Source organism: Arthrobacter sp. Dra40, from assembly GCF_059091905.1.
Map to the genome: position 1 here is coordinate 1 of NZ_JBNHHB010000083.1, position 20,920 is coordinate 20,920.

The 20,920-nt window shown below is 66.8% G+C and carries 16 protein-coding genes; 8 read left to right on the forward strand and 8 right to left on the reverse strand.

The genetic code is table 11. From position 1 onward, the window contains the following. From AC5RWT_RS22985 to AC5RWT_RS22995, 3 genes are all read left to right on the forward strand, one after another. On the forward strand, nucleotides 1-777 hold a 777-nt coding region (locus tag AC5RWT_RS22985), incomplete at its 5' end, for an ACT domain-containing protein (RefSeq protein ID WP_494082180.1). 166 nt (nucleotides 778-943) lie between these two features. Continuing rightward, on the forward strand, nucleotides 944-3,757 hold the full coding sequence (locus AC5RWT_RS22990) for an ABC transporter permease (RefSeq protein ID WP_494082181.1): 2,814 nt from the start codon (nucleotides 944-946) through the stop codon (nucleotides 3,755-3,757). After that, a complete protein-coding gene (locus AC5RWT_RS22995; protein WP_493967924.1) occupies nucleotides 3,754-4,455 on the forward strand; it encodes an ABC transporter ATP-binding protein in 702 nt (233 codons plus the stop codon). The genes AC5RWT_RS22990 and AC5RWT_RS22995 overlap by 4 nt, the downstream gene beginning before the upstream one ends. A gap of 510 nt (nucleotides 4,456-4,965) precedes the next feature. Here the strand turns inward: AC5RWT_RS22995 and AC5RWT_RS23000 are convergent. Then, nucleotides 4,966-5,907 carry a type IV toxin-antitoxin system AbiEi family antitoxin domain-containing protein gene (locus tag AC5RWT_RS23000; RefSeq protein WP_494082182.1) on the reverse strand — a complete coding sequence of 314 codons (942 nt, stop codon included), beginning with the start codon at nucleotides 5,905-5,907 and terminating at the stop codon, nucleotides 4,966-4,968. Nucleotides 5,908-6,376: 469 nt separating this feature from the next. On the opposite strand from AC5RWT_RS23000, the gene metG reads away from it, so the two are divergent. Then, a complete protein-coding gene (metG, locus tag AC5RWT_RS23005) occupies nucleotides 6,377-7,936 on the forward strand; it encodes a methionine--tRNA ligase (protein ID WP_494082183.1) in 1,560 nt (519 codons plus the stop codon). 2 nt (nucleotides 7,937-7,938) lie between these two features. Here metG and AC5RWT_RS23010 read toward each other — a convergent pair whose 3' ends face one another. Further along, complete coding sequence (locus AC5RWT_RS23010) at nucleotides 7,939-8,457, reverse strand: hypothetical protein (RefSeq protein ID WP_494082184.1); 519 nt, start codon at nucleotides 8,455-8,457, stop codon at nucleotides 7,939-7,941. A gap of 84 nt (nucleotides 8,458-8,541) precedes the next feature. After that, a complete protein-coding gene (locus AC5RWT_RS23015; protein WP_494082185.1) occupies nucleotides 8,542-9,948 on the reverse strand; it encodes an APC family permease in 1,407 nt (468 codons plus the stop codon). Between the two features lie 143 nt (nucleotides 9,949-10,091). Between AC5RWT_RS23015 and AC5RWT_RS23020 the strand changes: the two genes are divergently transcribed. Then, nucleotides 10,092-10,451 carry a cupin domain-containing protein gene (locus tag AC5RWT_RS23020; protein WP_494082186.1) on the forward strand — a complete coding sequence of 120 codons (360 nt, stop codon included), beginning with the start codon at nucleotides 10,092-10,094 and terminating at the stop codon, nucleotides 10,449-10,451. Between the two features lie 128 nt (nucleotides 10,452-10,579). On the opposite strand, the gene AC5RWT_RS23025 is transcribed toward AC5RWT_RS23020, so the two are convergent. Beyond that, a complete protein-coding gene (locus AC5RWT_RS23025) occupies nucleotides 10,580-13,096 on the reverse strand; it encodes an FtsX-like permease family protein (protein WP_494082187.1) in 2,517 nt (838 codons plus the stop codon). 3 nt (nucleotides 13,097-13,099) lie between these two features. Further along, nucleotides 13,100-13,873, reverse strand: coding sequence for an ABC transporter ATP-binding protein (locus tag AC5RWT_RS23030; protein ID WP_494082188.1), 774 nt, complete (start codon nucleotides 13,871-13,873; stop codon nucleotides 13,100-13,102). 337 nt (nucleotides 13,874-14,210) lie between these two features. Here AC5RWT_RS23030 and AC5RWT_RS23035 point away from each other — a divergent pair, with 337 nt between their 5' ends. Then, entirely contained in the window at nucleotides 14,211-15,338 is a 1,128-nt protein-coding gene (locus tag AC5RWT_RS23035; protein ID WP_494082189.1) for an LCP family protein, read from the forward strand. 174 nt (nucleotides 15,339-15,512) lie between these two features. Here AC5RWT_RS23035 and AC5RWT_RS23040 read toward each other — a convergent pair whose 3' ends face one another. The 3 genes from AC5RWT_RS23040 to AC5RWT_RS23050 all read right to left on the reverse strand — a co-directional run bounded on the left by AC5RWT_RS23040 (nucleotide 15,513) and on the right by AC5RWT_RS23050 (nucleotide 18,726). Further along, nucleotides 15,513-16,346 (reverse strand): DUF2382 domain-containing protein, encoded by an 834-nt coding sequence (locus tag AC5RWT_RS23040; protein ID WP_494082190.1) that lies wholly within the window; start codon nucleotides 16,344-16,346, stop codon nucleotides 15,513-15,515. A gap of 357 nt (nucleotides 16,347-16,703) precedes the next feature. Continuing rightward, entirely contained in the window at nucleotides 16,704-17,405 is a 702-nt protein-coding gene (locus tag AC5RWT_RS23045) for a response regulator (protein ID WP_494082191.1), read from the reverse strand. Nucleotides 17,406-17,544: 139 nt separating this feature from the next. Then, nucleotides 17,545-18,726, reverse strand: a complete 1,182-nt coding sequence (locus tag AC5RWT_RS23050) for a sensor histidine kinase (RefSeq protein ID WP_494082192.1) — start codon at nucleotides 18,724-18,726, stop codon at nucleotides 17,545-17,547. Nucleotides 18,727-18,903: 177 nt separating this feature from the next. Here AC5RWT_RS23050 and AC5RWT_RS23055 point away from each other — a divergent pair, with 177 nt between their 5' ends. Further along, nucleotides 18,904-19,968 (forward strand): 3-isopropylmalate dehydrogenase, encoded by a 1,065-nt coding sequence (locus tag AC5RWT_RS23055; RefSeq protein ID WP_494082193.1) that lies wholly within the window; start codon nucleotides 18,904-18,906, stop codon nucleotides 19,966-19,968. Nucleotides 19,969-20,034: 66 nt separating this feature from the next. Then, on the forward strand, nucleotides 20,035-20,920 hold an 886-nt coding region (locus tag AC5RWT_RS23060), incomplete at its 3' end, for a branched-chain amino acid aminotransferase (RefSeq protein WP_494082194.1).

Here is a 20,920-nt window from a genome sequence, read left to right on the forward strand (position 1 = left end):
GAGAACGTGGTGGTCACCCCGCACCTGGGCGCCTCCACCGAGGAAGCCCAGGAAAAGGCCGGCATCTCCGTGGCCAAATCCGTGCGCCTGGCACTGGCGGGCGAGCTGGTGCCCGACGCCGTAAACGTGGCCGGCGGCGTGATCGCCCCGGAGGTGCGCCCCGGCATCCCGCTGATCGAGAAGCTCGGCCGGATCTTCACCGCGCTGACGCATGATTCGGTGACCCAGATCGACGTCGAGGTCGCCGGTGAAATTGCCGAACTGGACGTCAAGGCGTTGGAACTGGCCGCGCTCAAGGGCGTTTTCAGGGACGTCGTCTCGGAGCAGGTCTCCTACGTCAATGCCCCGGTCCTGGCCGAACAGCGCGGCATCAACACCCGCCTGATCACCACCACCGAGTCCGAGGAGTACCGCAACGTCCTCACCATCCGCGGCGCACTGTCTGACGGTTCGCAGATCTCCGTGTCCGGAACGCTGACCGGGCCCAAGCAGATCCAGAAAATCGTCGCCATCAACGGCTACGAGGTGGAAATGCCGATCAGCGAGCACGTCATCGTGTTCCTGTACGAGGACCGTCCTGGCGTCATCGGCACGCTCGGCCGGCTGCTGGGCGAGCAGGACATCAACATCGCCGGCATGCAGGTGGCCCGCAATGACGACAGCAAGCAGGCGCTGGCCGTGCTGACCGTGGACAGCGCCCTGCCGCAGAACCTGCTGGATCGGCTCAGCGAGCAGATCGGCGCCGTTGTGGCCCGCGAAGTGGACCTGAAGGACTGACACTGCCCTGAGCAGGAAAGCCCGCCCGCACCCGGCGCCGTCCCTGGTGCCGGGCGGGCGGTCGCCGTACACGCCGGTCGATTCCTCGACTACCCGCACCTCATGAGAACCTTAATGCCGGGTCAATTAGCCCGCTGGCCTTTTTGCTGCCGTATGGAGTGATTTTTTGGAAATCCGGTTCAACGCTGCATCACGCTTCATGCGCAGCCGCTCGCTTGTGGTGACGGTTGCTGTCCTGATCGCGGCAATGGTTCTTTCCATTTTTGTGCAGGGCCGGGCACAGGCAGCACTGACCCGGGTGGTCGACGAAAACACCCGCGGTGTGTACGACATCCTGGTGCGGCCAGCCGGCACTGGCGGGGATGAACTGCGCCAGCCGGACTTCCTCACCGGCAACGGCGGCATTGCGGCCTCCGATCTGGAAAAGGTCCGCGGAATCGATGGCGTGTCCGTCGCCGCACCGATTTCCCTGGTGTCCAAAGTGGTCCAGGACATTGAGTTTCCGCAGCTGAAGGCCACCGATTATGTCGGTTACAACCCCAACATCGAGCAGTACCTGAAAGCACAGGGCATCAAGGACGCCGTCCCGAAGGCAGAATGGCCCGCACCGGACTCGGTGTTCAATGAAGAACCGACCAAGTACCGGATTACCGCCAAGGCAGTGACTTCCGACGGCCTGAGCGACACCGTTCTCTTCGAGACTGCCGCCGAAGGATCCCTCGGCCAGGCGAAGCTGGAGGAACTGAAGGTTCCCGGCGGCACCAGCCTGCGCACCGTGGCACCCAAGGGCGAGACCGGTATTAAGTTCCCGGATCCGGCCGGCGGCAGCATGCACGGCGATTTCGACACCACTATCGCGTTGCCGATGCTCCCGCAGATCACCGAGACCGTGCTTGCTGTGGACCCGGCCGCCGAATCGGCGCTGCTCGGCGAGGCCGGCGACTTCCTGGCCCCGCTGAAGCAGGCCCCGGAACCCACCGACCGCAATGCCCAGGAACTGGGCCAGTATTTCTCCTCGCAGTTCGGCATGGGCATGTTCTCCGAAGGCGGCGAAGGTGCCGCCATCGACGGGCACCCGTTCAAGTTCTGGAGCCCGTTCTTCGTCCAGTACCAGAACGCGGTGGAAGCCGGCACGCTGAACGAGGAATCCCAGGTCATCCCGATGGTGGTCCGGTCGGGCACCGACCTGGACCTGACCTACTCGGTAACCATCGAAGAATTGGACGACGCCGGCAACACCGTTTCCGAGGTCGGCACCGTCAGCAAGGAGCTGGGGGAGGGCTACCTGCCGTTCGCGTCCAGCAAGCCGTTCCAACTGCGCTGGCCCGGCGGCGAGGATTACAACTACCTGCTGGGCTCCGGCGGCGTCCAGATGGTGGCGGGCCTGCACCAGCCGCCGGTGTGGACCACCGACTTTATGTCCAACCCGGAGTTTGTCCACGGTGACGCCGCCAGCAACGGCAGCGCCGAGCAGACCGCCACGCCGCAAGGCTGGATCCAGGTCAACAAGCTGCCGGAGAAGACCCTCCAGTGGCAGCTCGAACCGGACCAGAGCCAGCGCGAACCGGTGGAAGAGCAGTCCTACCGGACCACCGTGGACTCCGCCAGCGAATCCGCCACGCCTTTGCCCTTCGTCTACGGGACCTTCGACGCTTCCGCCGTGCGCGAGGCGGCCGGCGATGTGAACTACCTGCCGCTGGGCGGATACGACCCGACGCCGGTGACCATCACCAAGGACGCCGAGGGCAACAATGTCGACGACACGGTGATGAAGCCGGGCCTCAGCGGCGCCGGCTTGTCCGTGCAGTCCGCCGGTGCCATCACCGACTTCGCCGGACTGGCTGCCGTCCGCGGCACCAGCGCCGAGGAACCGGTCATCGACGCCGTGCGCGTCCGCGTGGATGCCGCGGGTTCCTGGGCCGACGCCGAGGATCAAATCAACACCGTTGCCGCCGCCATTGAGGACCTCGGACTGCAGACCCAGGTGGTGGCCGGTTCTGCCCGCGAAGACGTGTCCATCTACGTGCCCGACTACTACAAGGACGCCACCGGCTCGGTCAGCGACCTCGGCACCGTGCAGCAGTCCTGGGTCCGCCAGGGCGCAGCCGGCGAGGTCCAGGGCGCCCTGAGTGCCTCCAGCGCAGCGCTGCTGGCCCTGACCGTCGGCGGCGCCGCACTGCTGACGGCAGCCAGTGCGGTGGCCTTCACCCGCTCCCGCCGGACCGAAGCGGTGACGCTGCGGGCCATGGGCTGGAACCGGCGCCGGATCCGTTCCTGGTTCCTGGAAGAGCTGCTGGTGGGCGGTGTGGCCGTGCTGGTGGTCGCGATCGTGGCCAGCGCCATCAGCCGCAGTGCGGTGACCCTCTGGGTATCGCTGATTGCGCTGGTGGTCTACGTTGCGGCCGCCTTCATCTCCGCCGCCATGCTAAAGCCGCACCCGGCGACTGAGGCCGAACCGTCCGGGGCAGCCGGCGTTCCGTCGGTGAAGACCCCGCTGCAGTTCGCCGCCCGGCAGTTGAGCACCAACCGGTTCAACACGGTGGCCATCGCGCTGGCCGTAGCGGTGCTCGGCGCCGCCGCCGGAGCCCTGGTGGCGGTCCTGGCGGACATCCCGCGGGCTGCCGGCAGCACGGCGCTTGGTTCGCTGGCGGCCTCGCAGCTCAGCGGCCTGAACATCGCGCTGGCGCTGCTCGGTGTCATCACCGCGCTGTTGCTGGCGCTGATGACCACCCGGTTTGAAGCCCGCCGCAAGCGCGAGCAGTTCGCCATCCTGAGCGCCATGGGCTGGACGCCGACGCTGCTGCTGCAGGCCCGCCGCGGCGAGGCCGGCATCACGGCCGCTGTCGCGCTGCCGTTGGCGATCATCGGCGCCGTCGTGACCTCACTGTTTATCGCACCGCATACGGCCGTGTGGGCTGCTGCCGCAGGCATTGTGGCTGTGCTCGTCTGGTTTGTATTGATGACAAGGACCCGGAAATGATTGAAGAACCCCTGACCCGCGCCGCCACCAAGGAGCGCACCGCCGACCACGCCATGCCGGTGGAGCTGCAGGGCATCACCATCCGGTACGACGGCGGTGCCGAGCCGCTGGTCATTGCCCAGGACTTCGATCTGGGCCTGGAAGCCGGCACCATGCACTGCCTGGCCGGCCGCAGCGGCTCCGGCAAGACCAGCATCCTCACCGTGGCCGCGGGCCTGCAGCAGCCCACGTCCGGCGAGGTGCTCTGGCAGGGCGATGCCCTCAGCACCATGGACGACGACCAGATCTCCGACCGCCGCCGCGCGCTGATCGGATACGTCGACCAAGGCGGCGCCCTGATCGACGGTATGAGCGCTTTGGAGAACGTCCTGCTGCCGGCCGTGCCCGACGGCAAGGTGGAAGAGCGCACCGAGATGGCCAAGGACCTGCTGGACTTGGTTGGACTGGGACGCCGCATGCGCCACCGTCCCGGCCAGCTCTCCGGCGGTGAACGCCAGCGCGTGGCCATTGCCCGTGCCCTGATCCTGGGCACCAAGGTCCTGGTCGTGGACGAGCCCACCGCCAACCTGGACCGCGAGCAGGCCAACAAGATCATCCACATCCTCAAGGACACCACCCAGGACGGCATCGCCGTGCTGGTGGCCTCCCACGACCAGGAACTGATCAAGGCTGCCGACAGCAGCACCCGGATGAACTAAGCCCGCCGACGGCGACGGCTGCGGCGTAATTTTCCTCCGCGCCACCTGCCTGAAGGGCCGCGGCTGCCCGGGTCCAGCGGTTGTAGTCCCTGCCGTGGGCACCGGGTGGCCGGTTGTAGCCCCTGCCGTGGGCACCGGGTGGCCGGTTGTAGCCCCTGCCGCGGGCACCGGAATGCCGCCCCTCTCCCGCGCCCTCCGCCGGCGTAAAGGCCGCGGCTGGCGTCCGGTGCACCGGTGGTGGGAGCCCCTGCCTTGGGCACCGGATTGCCGCCCCTATCCTGCGCCCTCCGCCGTGTAAAGGCCGCGGCTGGCGTCCGGTGCACCGGTGGTGGGAGCCCCTGACTCGGGCACCGGATTGCCGCCCCTAATCCGCGGCCGCCTGAGGGCAGGGAAAAACTGTGAAGGCAGGGTCAATGCACCCTGCCTTCAAGGATTTACCCTGCCCGGTGCGGTGGAAAAAAGATGATGGGAAGATGGGCGATCAGGAGTTACCCGATGGGCTGCTACCAACTAGGCCGCAGTCCGGCTCGCCGCCAAGGCCTTGTTGTAGGCCTGGACCAGTCGGCTCCTCAAGGTTGTGTCGTCCAGGTCCGCCCAGCGGACGCGGACGAAGTTCCAGCCGTTCTCCATGAGCACCGTTTCCCGTTTCCGCTCCTCCAGGAGCACGGAGTCCGTGGATCCTCGGCCGTTGTATTTCATGTCGCCGTCGAACTCAAAGATCAATTTGAGTTCCGGCCACGCCAAGTCCGCCCGATACCGACCCCTGGTCGTTTTGATCTCATGTTGCAAGGCAGGCGGCGGGAAACCCCAGCTGATCACCTTCAGCCGAAGTCTGGTTTCACCGGGAGACTCGCTCAATCCGTTCGCAGCCGCCATCACGCGTCGCGCATTGCTGATGTGCCGGAATCCGGTCTGATTCTCAATGATGGCCCGAATACCTTCCGGGTCGGCTCCGGCACCAAGCGCGGAATCGGCAATGACAGTTGCCAGCTCAAACGGCAGAAGCTTGGCGCAGTCAACGACTGTACGTTCCTTGGTCGTCAAGCAGAGACCGTCTTTCACGGCCAATTGGGAATCTGGAATCGTGACCTTGTGTCGCACCACTCCGCCTGAATTGTCGCCATGGCGCGTCCACTGGGCTACATGGATTTCCGTCGGCGCGCTCCAAACGTCAAAGCCCCAGAGCCGGGCCGCTGAGACATGGCTGTAGACCAGCGGTGACCTCGCTGTCAGGTGATGGGCACGCACAACCCAGATGTTGCGTTCCCAAGTCTGCTGGGTGCGCCAAAACGAGGCGGAAACGTAAACCCCGTGACGGATTCTGCAGATCTTCCGTTCCTGCAGCGCGGCTTTGATGGCGCTTTCTTCGAAACCTTGCCGACGCAGTTCGGAAAACGTCTTGAGTTGGCCAGGCGGGATGTCCACCGGACCCGGCGTCAGTGGGGAAGTCATGCCAACAATTTGCCTGAGGCCGTCGCCTTCGTCGATCCAAGCGCTGCATCTGTGGATAAACGGGACGACGGTGCACCGCAGCACAGAAGGCACGACCTGGGCAGCAGTGAAGGACGGGCCGCAGGGCACCAGCTCCGCGGGCCGCAGGGCACCAGCTCCGCGCACTGCCGGACAGGCGCCCCTGGCACCGCAGGGCACCAGCTCCGCGCACTGCCGGACAGGCGCCCCTGGCACCGCAGGGCACCAGCTCCGCGCACTGCCGGACAGGCGCCCCTGGCACCGCCGGGCACCAGCTCCGCGCGCCGCCGGGCACAAGCTCCGCGCACTGCCGGACAGGCGCCCCTGGGACCGCCGGGCACCAGCTCCGCGCACTGCCGGACGCCGCCCGGTGCACCGCCCGACTCCACCCCCGCCTCACGCTGCGTTGCGCATTTCGACAACCGCCGAACCCAGAGGGTAATTTCATAGAGTGACCGCATCTGAGCCCAAGCCCCCGTTCTACATCACCACGGCAATCACGTACCCCAACGGCGTGCCGCACATCGGCCATGCCTACGAGTACATTGCGACGGATGCGATGGCACGTTTCAAGCGGTTGGACGGCTACGACGTGATGTTCCTGACGGGCACCGACGAGCACGGCATGAAGATCGCTCAGACTGCCGCCAAGGAAGGCATCACGCCCATGGAACTGGTGGACCGCAACACTGCCGCCTACAAGGCGGCCCACCAGGTGCTGGAGATCTCCTACGACCGGTTCATCCGCACCACCGACGCGGACCACTACGCGGCGTCCCAAGCCATCTGGAAGAAGATGGAGGAGGCCGGGGACATCTACCTGGGCAAGTACGAGGGCTGGTACTCCGTCCGCGACGAGGCGTACTACGCGGAGGATGAGACCGAGCTGCGGGAAGACGGCAAGCGCTACTCCGTCCAGACGGACACCGAGCTGACCTGGACCGAGGAGGAGAGCTACTTTTTCCGGCTCTCCAATTACCAGGACAAACTGCTCAAGCTCTACGAGGAGCACCCCGACTTCGGCGCGCCGCGCAGCCGCTTTAACGAGGTCATCAGTTTCGTCAAGAGCGGCCTGGAGGACCTGTCCATCTCCCGCACCACGTTCGACTGGGGCGTCCCGGTCCCGGGCAACGACAAGCACGTCATGTACGTGTGGGTGGACGCGCTGACCAACTACCTCACCGGCGTCGGCTACCCGGACACGGAAGCTGAGTCGTTCAAGAAGTTCTGGCCCGCCGATGTCCATGTGATCGGCAAGGACATCTCCCGCTTCCACGCCGTCTACTGGCCCGCGTTCCTGATGTCCGCCGGGCTGGAGCTGCCCAAGCGCGTGATGATCCACGGATTCCTGCACAACAACGGCGTCAAGATGTCCAAGTCTTTGGGCAACGTGGTGGCTCCCGCCGACTGGGTGGCGCAGTACGGCCTGGACCAGGTGCGCTTCTTCCTGCTGCGCGAGGTGCCCTTCGGCGCCGACGGGTCCTACAACCACGACGCCGTGGTCGGCCGGATGAACGCGGACCTGGCCAACAACCTGGGAAATCTCGCCCAGAGGTCGCTGTCCATGGTGGCCAAGAACTGCGACGGCAAGGTCCCGCAGCCTGGCACGCTCGCCCCCGAAGACCACGAACTGCTGGCACGGGCCGAACGCCTCCTGGAGAAGTCCCGGGCAGCGTACGAGGTGCAGGATTTCCACGGATCGCTGGAAGCCATCTGGAATCTGCTCGGTGACACCAACGCGTACTTCGCCGAACAGGCTCCCTGGGTGCTGCGCAAGACCGATGTGGAGCGGATGCAGACCGTGCTTTACGTGACGCTCGAGGTGCTGCGCATCGTATCCATCCTGATCCAGCCGGTCATGCCCAATGCAGCCGGCAAGCTGCTGGATGTGCTGGGCCAGCACGACGACGGCGACCGCAATTTCGCTGCCATCGGCAAGGCTCTGGTGCCGGGCACTTCCCTGCCGGCGCCTACGCCGATTTTCCCGAAGTACGAGGAACCGGCGGAGTAGCCCTAGTCTTCAGGCAGGAAGCGTTGGACTGCGCTTGAGGTCATGATGCGCCCCACCCGCTTCTGCTGGTCAACGGCATGTGCCTCCAGCTCCTGAAAGCGCGTGGCGTCCAATCGGTGGTCCCGGGGCGCGAGGACGGTCAGGACCTGCCACATGCACTGCTTGCCTCGTAGTGCGGACAGCAGCGATTCCAGTTCCATCTGCGCCCCCACGCCGCGGGAAGCGCGCGACAGGTTCATCGGATTGACCTTGCTCGCGAGGGCACCGGCCATGGCGCCGAGCTGCTTGAGTTTGTTGCGGGGGAAGCCGAAGCTGCGATGCAAGGCCTTCAGTTCCTTGCGCTCTGCTGCAAGTTCCTCGCGCAGTTTCCGGAACTCCGCCTCCTCCGGCTTTCCCGCCCACGCTTGGCGGACCGCGTCGACCAATTGCACGCCGGCAGCCGAGCCCACCAAATGGTAGTCCAAGTAGGCAGCCAGGTCTTCCTGATTGAGTGTCCCTGTCCGCTGTTTGCCAGTAGCCATATCTTCCTTCCTGCCGGCGCCCGTCACCTTGCCGGCCTCCGCCGTCGTTGTTTCACAACTGTCCTTACCCGGTCGGGGTACGAATCAGTCAGCCAATTCCTCCGGGTGCCGGAATCCGGTCTTCTTGCCGCGGGCGCCGCGGTTCCAGAGCCAGGTGAGCAGCCAGAGCAGCACGCCGAGGCCGATCATCAGGCCGGCAATCTGGTATTCGATGGGATCCTGCGCCCATGGGCCGACCAGGAAGAGGCAGGTCAGCATCCCCAGGTAGGGCAGCGCGGTCGGAGTCTTGAAGTGCTTGCGGTCGACCGGCTTGCGGCGCAATACCAGCACGGCCAGATTCACGACCGTGAAGACTCCCAGCAGCAGCAAAGCGGTGGTGCCGCCGAGCGCGGTGACCGTGTCGGCGCCCATCAGGTTGGTGACCACGAAGATCAGGACGAACGCGATGAGCGTGGTGAAGATGATTGAGGCCCAGGGTGAGCGGCGGTTGGGATGGACCTTGCCCAGGAAGCGCGGCAGCACGTCCTGGCGTGCCATTCCGTAGAGCAATCGACTGGCCATCAGCATGTTGATCAGCGCGGTGTTGGCGACGGCGACCATGGACAGGAACGGATAGATCACGTCCACCGGCAGGCCGGGCGCGCCGACCGAGACGACTTCCAGCAGCGGCGTGGGACTCTCAGACAGCTGGCCGATGGGAACAATCGCCACCGCCGTGATGGAGACCAGCACGTACACAATCACGGTGATGCCCAAGCCGGTCAGCATCACCTTCGGGAACGTGGTGACCGGGTCCTTGGTTTCTTCGGCCATGTTGACCGAATCTTCGAAACCCACGAACGAGAAGAAGGCCAGCGAGGTAGCGGCGGTGATGGCCAGGAAAACACCCTTGTCCTGCGAGGTCTCGAACACCATCACCCGGCTGAAGTCGACGTTGCCCTGGCTCATGGCCCAGAAGCCGATGAAAATCACGATCAGCAGGCCGGTGAACTCCACGAGTGTCAGGACCACGTTAAACTTCACCGACTCGCTGACGCCGCGGAAGTTGATCCCTGCCAGGACGGCCATGAAGACGATCGCTACCCAGGTCACGCCGGACTGGTCCCAGTCGAGCTTGAACCCGGCGATGAAGTTTTCACCCAGGAACTTGGCGGCGGTGGAGGCAGACGTAATGCCGGAACTGAGCACCGCGAACGCCACCAGGAACGTCAGGAAATGAACGCCGAATGCCTTGTGCGCATACAGGGCGGCGCCCGCGGCCTGCGGGTACTTGGTCACCAGCTCCAGGTAGGAGAAGGCGGTGATGGTGGCGACGACGAACGCCAGCAGGAGGGGAGCCCATGCTGCTCCACCCACCTCGCCGGCCACTTGTCCGGTCAGCGCATAAACGCCCGTGCCCAGGATGTCGCCCACGATAAACAGCAGCAGAAGCTTGGGGCCAATGACCCGCTTCAACTCCGGTTGCTTTTCCGTTGTGGTGGTACCGCTCATGCCCGGCCTCCGTCCGCATCATGAGTCGCTGGTGTCCGGTCAACGTAGCACCCGGTTCCGACGATGTCTGCGCCACGGCCACCTGCGGGACAGCAGACAGCCGAAATGCCCCACGCTGGGCCTGCGGTCGTGCAGCTTGTAGAGTGTCGGTCACTCCTGCAGCGGAAGGACTCCCTGATGACGTACAAGTCCCTGTCCCTTGCCAGCCTGCGCCCTGCCACGGGCGCCGCCGTCTTCCACGGGAACGAACACGGTGCGCACGCATCCTTTTTCGTGAACTCCGCGGGGCCGAACGCCATCGCCATCCCTACGAGGAAATCTTCGTACTGCTCGACGGCGAGATCGACTTCAGGATCGACGGCCAGTCCGGCCACGCCGGCGCGGAGACGGTGATCGTCATTCCGGCCTACGCCTGGCACGAGTTCGCCGCCACCACGACGGAGGGCGTGAAGATGGTGAACATCCATCCCGTTGCGCAGATGCAGACCGAATGGGCTAAATAGGCAGCAAGCCTGGCGCAACACAGCAGGTGCCCTCCCGGCACTGGGAAAGCACCTGCTGATCGGTCGTTCGGGCCAGGCGGGACCGGCGCCCGTGCTGGACCGCCGCCAGCGCTGGACCGCCGCCCGCGCTAGACCGTGGCCAGGCCTTCCACGGGGGAGAGGCGGGCGGCGCGGCGGGCCGGCATCACGGAAGCCAGCAGGCCGGCCACCACTGCCACCGCCAGCACGGCGAGCAGTTGCAGCCACGGCACATCCGGCACCACCGTGGCGAACGCCCCGAGGGCTGACTGCGCGCCCAGCCAGCCGTACACCGCGCCGAGCACCGAGCCGATCAGCGCGGCGACGCCGGCGATCAGTACAGCCTCCAGGGCGAGCATCCCGCGCAGCTGCGACGTGGTCAGCCCCAGCGCACGCAGCAGCGAGGACTCCTGCGTACGCTCCAGCACCGAGAGCGAGAGCGTGTTGGCCACGCCGACCAGCGCGATCAGCACCGCCACGGCCAGCAGCCCGGTGACCACCAGCAGCAGCACATCGATCACCTGGTTGAACGCGGCACGTTCTACCGCGGCACCTGAAACCTGGTACTCGTTCACGTCCAGTGCCGCGGCGAGCCCGGTCCGCAGCTCCAGCAGCGCGGCGGTGTCCAGCTCCCGGTCCACGGATACCCACAACTGCGGCAGCGCGGAGTAGTAGTCCTCGGAGCCGGCGGCCGGCAGTTCCGGCACACCGATCTCCGCTGCCACGGCGGAGGAGATCAGCGGCGGCAGGGTGAAGCTGTCCGCCTCGACGACGGTCAGCTCCTTCGACCCTCGGCTGCCGGTCACGGTCAGCGTCTCCAGACCCGAACCCTGCGGCATCAGCGCGGTGTCCTGATCCAGCTCCAGCGATGCGTCCTGCAGAAGCCCGGTCTGCTCCGGCGCGAGCTGGTACACCCCGGTTCGCTGACCGTGCACGTCGGCGAAGCCGCCGTTCGTGATCAAGCCGGCGGCAGCGACGCCGTCGTAGGTGAGGACAGTAGTGGCGGCAGAGGCGTCCAGCGGTTCCCCGCCCAGGGTCAGGTTCCCGACGGCCAGGTCCACCGGATACTCCGCACCCAACTGGTTGTCGAAGGCGGTCCGGGAGGTCTGCGCGCCGGTCATCATCATCGCCACCAGCGTGACGCCGATCAGCAGCGCAGTTGCCGTGGCCGAGGTCCGTCCCGGGTTGCGCACCGCGTTGATGGCGGCCAGCCGGCCCGGGACGCCCGCAGGCTTGGCCAGGACCCCGACGGCGGTGACCAGTGGCGGCACGAAGAGGGTGGCGCACAGCAGCAGGCCGATGAAGGAGAGCATGCCGCCCGGCAGGGCAATCAGCAGGTTCGCCGTCACCGCCCCCACAGCCAGTACGACGGCGCCGCCCACCGTGAGCGCGACGCCGAGCGCGAGCCGGACCTTGCCTTTGCGGTTGCCGGCGCGTGCGTCGTCGGCCGGCCGCAGGGCAGCCAGCGGGGCTACCCGGGTGGCGGCGCGGGCCGGCGCGAGCGCTGCCAGCACGGTCATCAGCGTCCCCGTCACCAGCCCGACGGCGATGGCCGTCGGCGGGACGGCCAGTGCTGCGAACCCGGTGTCCGGCTGTGCCTGCAGGACGGCGATCAAACCGGCCATCAGGGCCACTGCGCCCAGTACGCCCAGCACGGAGGCGCCGACGCCGACCAGCAGCGACTCGGCCAGCACGGAGCGACGGATCTGCCGCCGGTCCGCTCCGATGCAGCGCAGCAGCGCCAGCTCGCGGGTCCGCTGGGCAATCAGCACGGCGAAGGTGTTGGACACCACCAGGGCCGCGACCAGCAGAGCCACCAGTGCAAACGCCAGCAGCACAATTGTCAGCTGGTCGCTGCCGCCGGTGAATCCGGCGACCACCGCCTTGGTCTGCTCGGCGGCAGTGTTCACGACGGCGTCGCCGAAACCGGCCTGCGCCAGCGCGTCGGCCACCGAGTCCTGTACGGCCGCTGTCTCTGCTCCCGGGGCCAGGCCGACCTGAATGTTGTGCAGCTGCGGCCCTGCCTCGCCGGCCAGCTGCTGTACCAGGGCACCGGGGGCGAAGAACTGCGGCTGGCCCATCATGAACGGATCCGTGGACGGCTTCACGATGCCGGAAACAGTCAGTCCGGTGCCGGCAGCGGCGATGTCCTCGGCCGCCACCATTCCGGCAGCAGGTGCCAGCTGCAGCGTGTCGCCGACCGCTAGGCCCCGCTTGTCAGCGGTCCCGGCGTCCACGGCCACTTCACCGTCCCCGGGCAGCGACCCGTCCGTCAGGTCAAGGTTGTCAAGTCCGGCCGGCGCGGTGTTCTGCAGCGCGCCGTACCCGGCGTCGGCCGGGGAACCGAAGGCGATCCACGTCGACTCCTGCGCATACACTTCGCCAGCGCCCTCGGCACCGAAAACCGCCGCAACGGCCGCGGCCTCGAGCGGCTGCTCCGGCGCGCCGGCCACCACCAGATCGGCATTCCTGAAGCCGGCGCCGATGCTGTTGCCCAGGGAGGCTTCCGTTGAGGCATTGACCATCAGCGTGGCGGTCAGGAAGCCCACCGCCATCACCACGGCCAGTCCGACGGCGATGAACCGCCGTGCGTGCTGCCGCACCTGGGCACGTGCTACCTGCAGCATGGCTCAGGCCCCCAGCTTGGCCAGGGCGGCCAGGATCGTGTCGGTGTCCGGCCGGTCCAGCTCGCCGACCAGGGCGCCGTCGTTCATCAGCACCACGCGGTCCGCATACGAGGCGGCTACCGGGTCGTGCGTGACCATGATGATGGACTGGCCCATCTCCTGGGAGGACCGGCGCAGCAGCGAGAGCACCTCGGCGCCGACTTTGGAGTCCAAGTTGCCGGTGGGCTCGTCGCCGAACACCACATCCGGTCGGGTCAACAGCGCCCGGGCCACGGCCACCCGCTGCTGCTGGCCGCCGGAAAGCTCATGGGGGCGGTGTGCCAACCGGTCCGTCAAGCCCAGCGTGGAGGTCACATAGGCGAACCACTCGTTGTCCACCGCGCCATTGGCCAGCGAGATTGGCAGCGTGATGTTCTGCTTTGCGGTCAGTGTGGGCACCAGGTTGAATGCCTGGAACACGAAGCCCACGCGTTCGCGGCGCAGCTTGGTCATCTGGGCGTCGTTCAGGGACGTGATCTCGGTTCCGCCGATGCGGATCGTGCCCGAATCGGCGGTGTCCAGCCCGGCCAGGCAATGCATCAAGGTGGATTTGCCGGACCCGGACGGGCCCATGATGGCGGTGAAGGTGCCGGCCTCGAAGCTTGCGTCAACGTCTTTCAGCGCGTGCACGCGGGTCTCGCCGGTGCCGTAGGTCTTGTTCAGGCCGCGCGCCGCGGCCGCCGGGACGGTGTGGTCCGGGGCAGCGCCGGACATTGAGTGCTCGGTTCTTGTGGTCATACTCCTACGCTAGGGAAACAGCGCCCCGCTCCGGATCCGCCGCCGGTCTGGTCTTCGCGGCCGGCCCGCTCATACCCAGGGTGGACAAACGCCGGCAGGCGAGCCCCCCTCGGTGGGCCCGCGCGGGTCTGGCCGGCGGGCCGGCACCGGGAATGTCTAGGTCGAAAGCCGAGGTCGGCTGTTGTGATCGGGATCGACCGGCATAGCGGCTGATCTCAAGGCGAAGGGGTGACTTCGCCCCGCGGTTTGTCCGCGAAAAGGAGCAACTTCGTGCAGGCACCGCAGCTCAAGAGGTGAAACCTTTGCGCCGCCGTCGTGCAGGCGGGAACATGGAGACATGAAGCTAGCCCGACTCGCCACGCTCCCGCTCATCTCCCTGCTTGTCCTGACCGGATGCTCGCCCAAGGACGAGCAGGCCCGTCCGCTGCATTCGGCAACCCCAACTCCCAGTTCGACCGTTGTGGAAACCGGCAAGATGCCCGCAGCTCTGGCCAAGCTGGCCAGGGCCATCTACGAGGGCGGCGACGTCGCAGCCAACAAGATGACTGCCGGTGCGCTCGCCGACCGGACCCCGGTCGAAGCCAAAACCACTGTCAAAGCCGCGATCGGCGAATGGAACGGACAGGACATGGCCGTCCTGACCTCCGGCGACGACGTGACCCTCGCCGTCGACGAGGACGGAACCTGGACGGCGGTGGGTGGCTGGTGGCCGTCGCTCGACGTCGGCAAAACCGTTCTGGGCGGCAAACGCCACGTCCTGGTCATCGGTTCCGACGCGCAGAAGAGCAAGGGCGAGAAGGTCCGCGAAGCCCGGGCCGATGCCCTTCAGGTGATCGGCGTGGACGGCAAGGGCGGAGGCGGCATCCTGGGCATTCCGCGTGACTTCTGGGTGGACATGCCAGGCGGCGGGCAGGCGAAGATCAACGCCGCGATGATGCGGGGCGGGCCAAAGGCACAGCAGAAGGTCGTGGCGGACGTGACAGGCCTGAAGGTGGAGGGCTACATCCTCACCGGCTTCAAGGGCTTCGAAAAAATGGTCGATGAAATAGGCGGGGTCACCGTCGACGCCCCAATCCCGGTGCTTGACGTCAAGGCGGGCAAGAGCAAACTGGACGGCGAAACCGCGCTGGACTATGCCCGGGAGCGGAAAACCCTGAACAACGGCGACTTCGGCCGCTCCGCCCACCAGGGCGTGCTGCTGCTGGGATTCGCTGCACTGGCCAAGATGAGCGGGCCGGCCGGACTGGTGGACTTGCTCTCCGCCGCCGATCCGGTGGTGGAAACCAATTTGAGTGCGGAGCAGGCGCTGACGCTGGGAGCGTGGGTCTACAAGACCACGCCGGCCAAGGTCGGTCGCGCAGTTCCGGAGCCCGGATTCGGCTATAGCGCCGACGGCCAGTACATGCTGCCCATGGATGCCACGACCCGACGAATCTTCGACTCCTTCGCCGACGGCAAACTATAGCTCTACGAAGCGGCGCGGCGAGCCCCACCTTGCGCGCGCCCGCGGCTTGTCAGACCCGGTGGCGTAGGACGGATGCCGGCGCGCCTGGAACGAGCGAAGGCCGGGGCGGGGGAGTGTTCCCCGCCCCGGGCCTTCTTATCGGCCTTGCGTCTGCCCGACAGGGGCAAGCCGCCGCTAACGACGTCGGGTGTCGTCGGTGCCGTCGGTCTCGATCTGTTCCTTGCGGACTTCCTCGTCGACAGTTGCCTGATCGGTGATTGTGTCCTTTTCGAGCCGTACGCGTTCCACGGGAACGGTCTCTTTCTCCACTACGGGCCGTTCCTCGTGAAGGGTGACCTCGTGCTCTTCCTCGCTGAGCTCGGGGCCGGACATGGCGTCACCGCGGTTGGCGTCGGTGATCGGTTCGCGTTCAATGCGCACTTCCTCGCGCTGCACCGGCACGGTTTGGGTGACATTCTCGGTCACGACGTACTTGCGCAGCCTGGCCCGGCCGGTTGCCTGCCGCTCCGTGCCAACATGCAGGCGCTCCTCGGAGCGGGTCATCGCGTCGTCGGTCGTGGGACCGGAGGTGTCATGGCCCACCGTGCCCCGCGCGTCCCCGGTGTCGCGGCGGTCGGTGCCGGTGCGGGTGCCGGCCGCGGCCGTGTAGTCGGTGTCCCGGCCCGTCGTGGCGTCGGTGGAAGTCCGCCCGCCGCCCAGCTGATAGTGCTGGTAAAGCCTGTCTTCCTCGGCAGGCTCAAGGTAGCCGTCTACGTCCACCCTGGGGGCGTCTTTGACCTGTTCCTTGGAGTAGGGGACCAGGATGTCGTTGCCCTGGATGCTGGCGGCTTCGAGCGGGACGAATGATTCAGAGGAGCCGAACAAGCCGGTCTTGGCCGTGACCCAGGTGGGCTGGCCGCTATCGTCGTCGGCGTAGACCTGCCCGATGGAGCCGATTTTTTCTCCGTCGGAAGAGAGGACGTTTCCGCCCCGGCTCAGCAGGTCGTTGAGTTGTTCTTGGGCGAGCATGGTTTCTCCTTGGTTTCGATCGTTGTCGTTGGAGGGTCTGGCCACCCATGTTGGGCGTAACCCCTGCGGCCCTTCACGTTTTAACCTAAGCGTGCTTATTAATCTTTGGCAAGGGTCTGTCCGCGCTCCGGCCGGACGCGCAGTCGATGCTCGCCGCGGCTTTTCCCGCGGCCCGAACCGGAACAGGCCGCTCTTCGGCGGCAACGAAACTGCATGGGCCTTCCAGGCGGTGAACCGGGTGGGCAGCCAACGGGACCGCCGGCCACCAGGCGGCCGGCCCCGAGGGACCACCTATAAAACCACCGATAGGACAACCGGTAGGACAACCGCCAGGACGGCCGGGAGACCGCCGGGGGGTTACGGCGTGACAACCCCGGTTTCATAGGCGATCAGCACGGCCTGCACCCGGTCGCGGGCGCCGAGTTTGGCCAGGATGTGCCCGACGTGGGTCTTCACCGTCGCTTCGGACAGGAACAGCTGCGCGGCAATCTCGGGATTGGACAGCCCCTGGGCGATGAGCGTGAACACTTCGCGTTCGCGGGCGGTGAGCGTCCCGACCGCCTGATGATTCCGGCTCGCCGCGGGGCTGGGGGCACGCAGCAGCGGCGCCACGTGGTCCAGAAGCCGGCGCGTGGTCGAGGGGGCAATGACGGCATCGCCCCTGTAGACGGTGCGGATGGCCTCGAGCAGCTCCTCCGGCGGCGCATCCTTGAGCAGGAACCCGCTGGCTCCGGCCTGGATGGCAGCGAGCGCGTATTCGTCCAGGTCGAACGTGGTCAGCACCACCACCTTCAGCCCGGCGCGGTCCGAGCCGTTCGGCTGCGCGGCCGCGGCGGACAGCAGGCTGGCGGTCGCCTCAATCCCGTCCATGCCCGGCATGCGCACATCCATGAGTACGACGTCGGCGCGCACCTTCGCGAGCACGCTCACCGCTTCGCGGCCATCGCCGGCCTCTGCCACCACGTCAAGGTCGGGCTGGGAGTTGATCAGCATTTTGAAGCCGCCGCGGACCAGCTGCTGGTCATCCACCAAGGCAACGCGGATAGGGGAGTCGGTCATCGGCAACTTTCTGTTAAGGGTTTGGGGCACGCTGAAAGGCGTGGCACGCATCCTGCTTTTAGTCGCTCCGGCATCAGCCCGTCCGGGGCGCGCCTCGCCCCCGCGGGCCCGGCCACGACTGATCCACCGGGTGCCGGACTCATGCTTCGGTGTAGGGGATGAAGGCGCGGACGCGGAATCCGCCGCCGGTGCGGGGGGCGGCCTCCAGGGTTCCATCGTAAAGCGCCAGCCGTTCGGCCATGCCGGCCAAACCCTGCCGGCTGCCGGCGGTGGCGGGATCGGCGGCGGCGCCCCGCCCGTCGTCGTCAATCTGCAGTTCCAGGCCGCGGCCGTTCCATTGCAGCCGCACATCGGCGGAGGCCTCGGGACCGGCGTGCTTGAGCACGTTCGTCAGGCTTTCCTGCACCACCCGGTAAGCGGTCAACTCGGCGCCCGCCGGCATCAGCCGCCGGGGCTGGCCGGCTTGCTCCAGCCGCACGGTGAGTCCGGAGCGGCGGACGGTCTCCACCAGGGTCTCGACATCGGCCAAGGTAGGCGGCGGCCGGGTGGATGCGACGTCGTCCGCGCGCAGCACCCCCAGCAGCCGGCGCATGTCGCGCAGCGAACCCCTGCCGGTGTCCGCGATGGTCGCCAGGGTCTCGGTTGCCACGGCGGGGTTCCCGGCGCTGGCGTACCGGGCGCCGTCGGCCTGGGTGATGATCACGGAGAGCGAATGCGCCACAATGTCATGCATCTCGCGGGCAATGTGGCTGCGCTCGTCCGCGGCGGCCAGATCCCGCTCCTGCTGCCGTTCAACCTCCAGCCGGCGGGCGCGGTCCTCCAGCGCCTGGACCGTGAGCCTGCGGTTGCGCACCAAGTCGCCGAAGGTCCAGCAGACCAGCACCACGGCATCGATCGCCACAAGCGCCAGCAGGTAGAACGGCGCGGTGCCGGCGGTGAGCGGACCGGTGATCATGTAGCGCACCACGTACAGGGCACCGCCCAGCAACGCGAGCAACAGCCCTCCCAGGCTCGCCCACCGCGGGCCATAGGCTGCCAGCGAGTACACCGTCACCAGTACAAAAACGTGTGCCGGAACAGGTTCCGACTGGAGGGCGACATTGAGCAGCGCGGCAACCGCCATGGCGGCTCCCGACTCCCACGGGCGCGTGCGCCGCCAGGCCAGCGGAATGATCAGGAGGGCGGACAGGATGAAGGGTGCCATGGTTCCCATGGCGAGATAGGACAGCGGGAAGATGGCGAACGCCGCCAGCATCGAGATCAGGTCGACCTTGCCGGTGTTGGCCTGGAGCCAGCGGTAGATTCGGTGGTGCATGCCCATGACCAAAGACTTTATGCTGCCTGTCCCGGCGCCCGCGTCATGCCCAGGGCTGAGACTGGGTAGACGCCGCGGGAGCGACCCAGGTGTGAACCGTCGGCTCGTCTGGGCAACCCAGCAGGGTGTTCACATTTTGGGACGGTTTGCCCAGAATGTGGACTCGTTCCCTAGACTTATTTCATGAGCGCAGCACTGAAGGCATTCTCTTTGGCAGTCATTCCCGGCGACGGCATTGGGCCCGAGGTCCTGGCCGAGGCAGTAAAGGTTCTCAAGGCGGTCACCGCCGACGGCGGAGCCACCTTCGAGCTGACCGAGTATCCGCTGGGTGCCGAGCATTGGCTGGCCACTGGCGAAACCTTGCCGGAGGAGACGCTGGAGCAGCTTCGCAAGCATGATGCGATCCTGTTCGGCGCGGTCGGCGCAGCCCCTGGCGACACGCGGATCCCGTCCGGCATCATCGAGCGCGAGATGCTCCTCAAGCTGCGCTTCTCGCTGGACCACTATGTCAATCTGCGCCCGGCCAAGCTGCTGCCCGGCGTGCCCAGCCCGCTGGCCAACCCCGGCGAGGTGGACTTCGTCGTGGTCCGCGAAGGAACCGAAGGGCCCTACGTGGGCAACGGGGGCGCCCTCCGCGTGGGCACCCCGCACGAAATCGCCACCGAGGTCTCGGTCAACACCGCCCACGGCGTGGAACGTGTGGTCCGCGATGCCTTCCGCCGGGCCTCCGCCCGCCGCAAGAAGCTGACCCTGGTGCACAAGCACAACGTGCTGGTCCACGCCGGGCACCTGTGGCGGCGCACGGTGGAAACCGTTGGGGCCGAGTTCCCGGACGTCGCCGTCGACTACCTGCACATCGACGCGGCCACCATCTTCATGGTCACCGACCCGGCCCGCTTCGACGTGATCGTCACCGACAACCTGTTCGGCGACATCATCACCGACCTGGCCGCCGCAATCACCGGCGGCATCGGGCTGGCGGCATCCGGCAATATCAACATGGACCGCACCGCGCCGTCGATGTTCGAACCGGTCCATGGCTCTGCCCCGGACATCGCCGGCCAGCAGAAGGCGGATCCCACGGCGGCCATCTTGTCCGTTGCGCTGCTGCTGGAGCACCTGGGCCTGGCGGATGCCGCCGCCCGTGTGCAAAAGGCGGTGGAGGACGACGTCGCGGCCCGGGGGAGCGCCGCCCGCACCACCGCTCAAATCGGCGATGCCATCAGCGCCGCTTTGGCAGTAGTGTAGTTAACGGTTACTAACCAAAACCATTTATTTGACGCACAAGGGCGTGCCCTCACCGCGGAGGAACACATGACTGAAACCCTCGAATTCACCCAGCAGCTCTCGGACCGTCCGAAGAGTGCCGAGGAGCGCGCCGCCATTCTGGCGAACCCGGGCTTTGGCAAGCACTTCACGGACCACACCGCCGTCGTCGACTATAAGGTCGACGCCGACGGCAAGGGCAGCTGGTCGAATGCGCGGATCGAGCCGTACGGGCCCATCATGATGGATCCGGCCGCCGCGGTGCTGCACTACGGCCAGGAGATTTTCGAGGGCCTGAAGGCCTACCGGCACGCCGACGGGTCCGTCTGGACGTTCCGGGCCGAGGCCAACGCCGCCCGCCTGAACACCTCGGCGCGGCGGCTGGCCCTTCCGGAGCTGCCCGAGGAAACGTTCATCGAGTCCCTGCGCCAGCTGGTCACCACCGACCAGGCCTGGGTGCCCTCCGGCGACGGCGAAGCGCTGTACCTGCGCCCGTTCATGATCGCCACCGAGGCCTTTTTGGGCGTCCGGCCGGCCCACGAGGTGTCCTACCGTGTGATCGCTTCGCCGGCGGGCAACTACTTCGGCGGCGAGCTGAAGCCGGTCTCCATCTGGCTGTCCGACCGCTATTCGCGCGCCGGTGAAGGCGGCACCGGCGAGGCCAAGTGCGGCGGCAACTACGCCGCATCGCTGGCCGCGCAGTTGGAGGCCGAAGCCAATGGCTGCCAGCAGGTGCTGTTCCTGGACAAGTTCAACGACAACGCCATCGAAGAGCTCGGCGGCATGAACGTGTTCTTCGTTTTCAAGGACGGCAGCCTGGTCACTCCCGAGCTGAACGGCCACATCCTGCACGGCGTGACCCGCTCCTCGGTGATCGAACTGGCCAAGGACCGCGGTCTGGACGTGCAGGAACGCAAGATCACCATCGACGAAT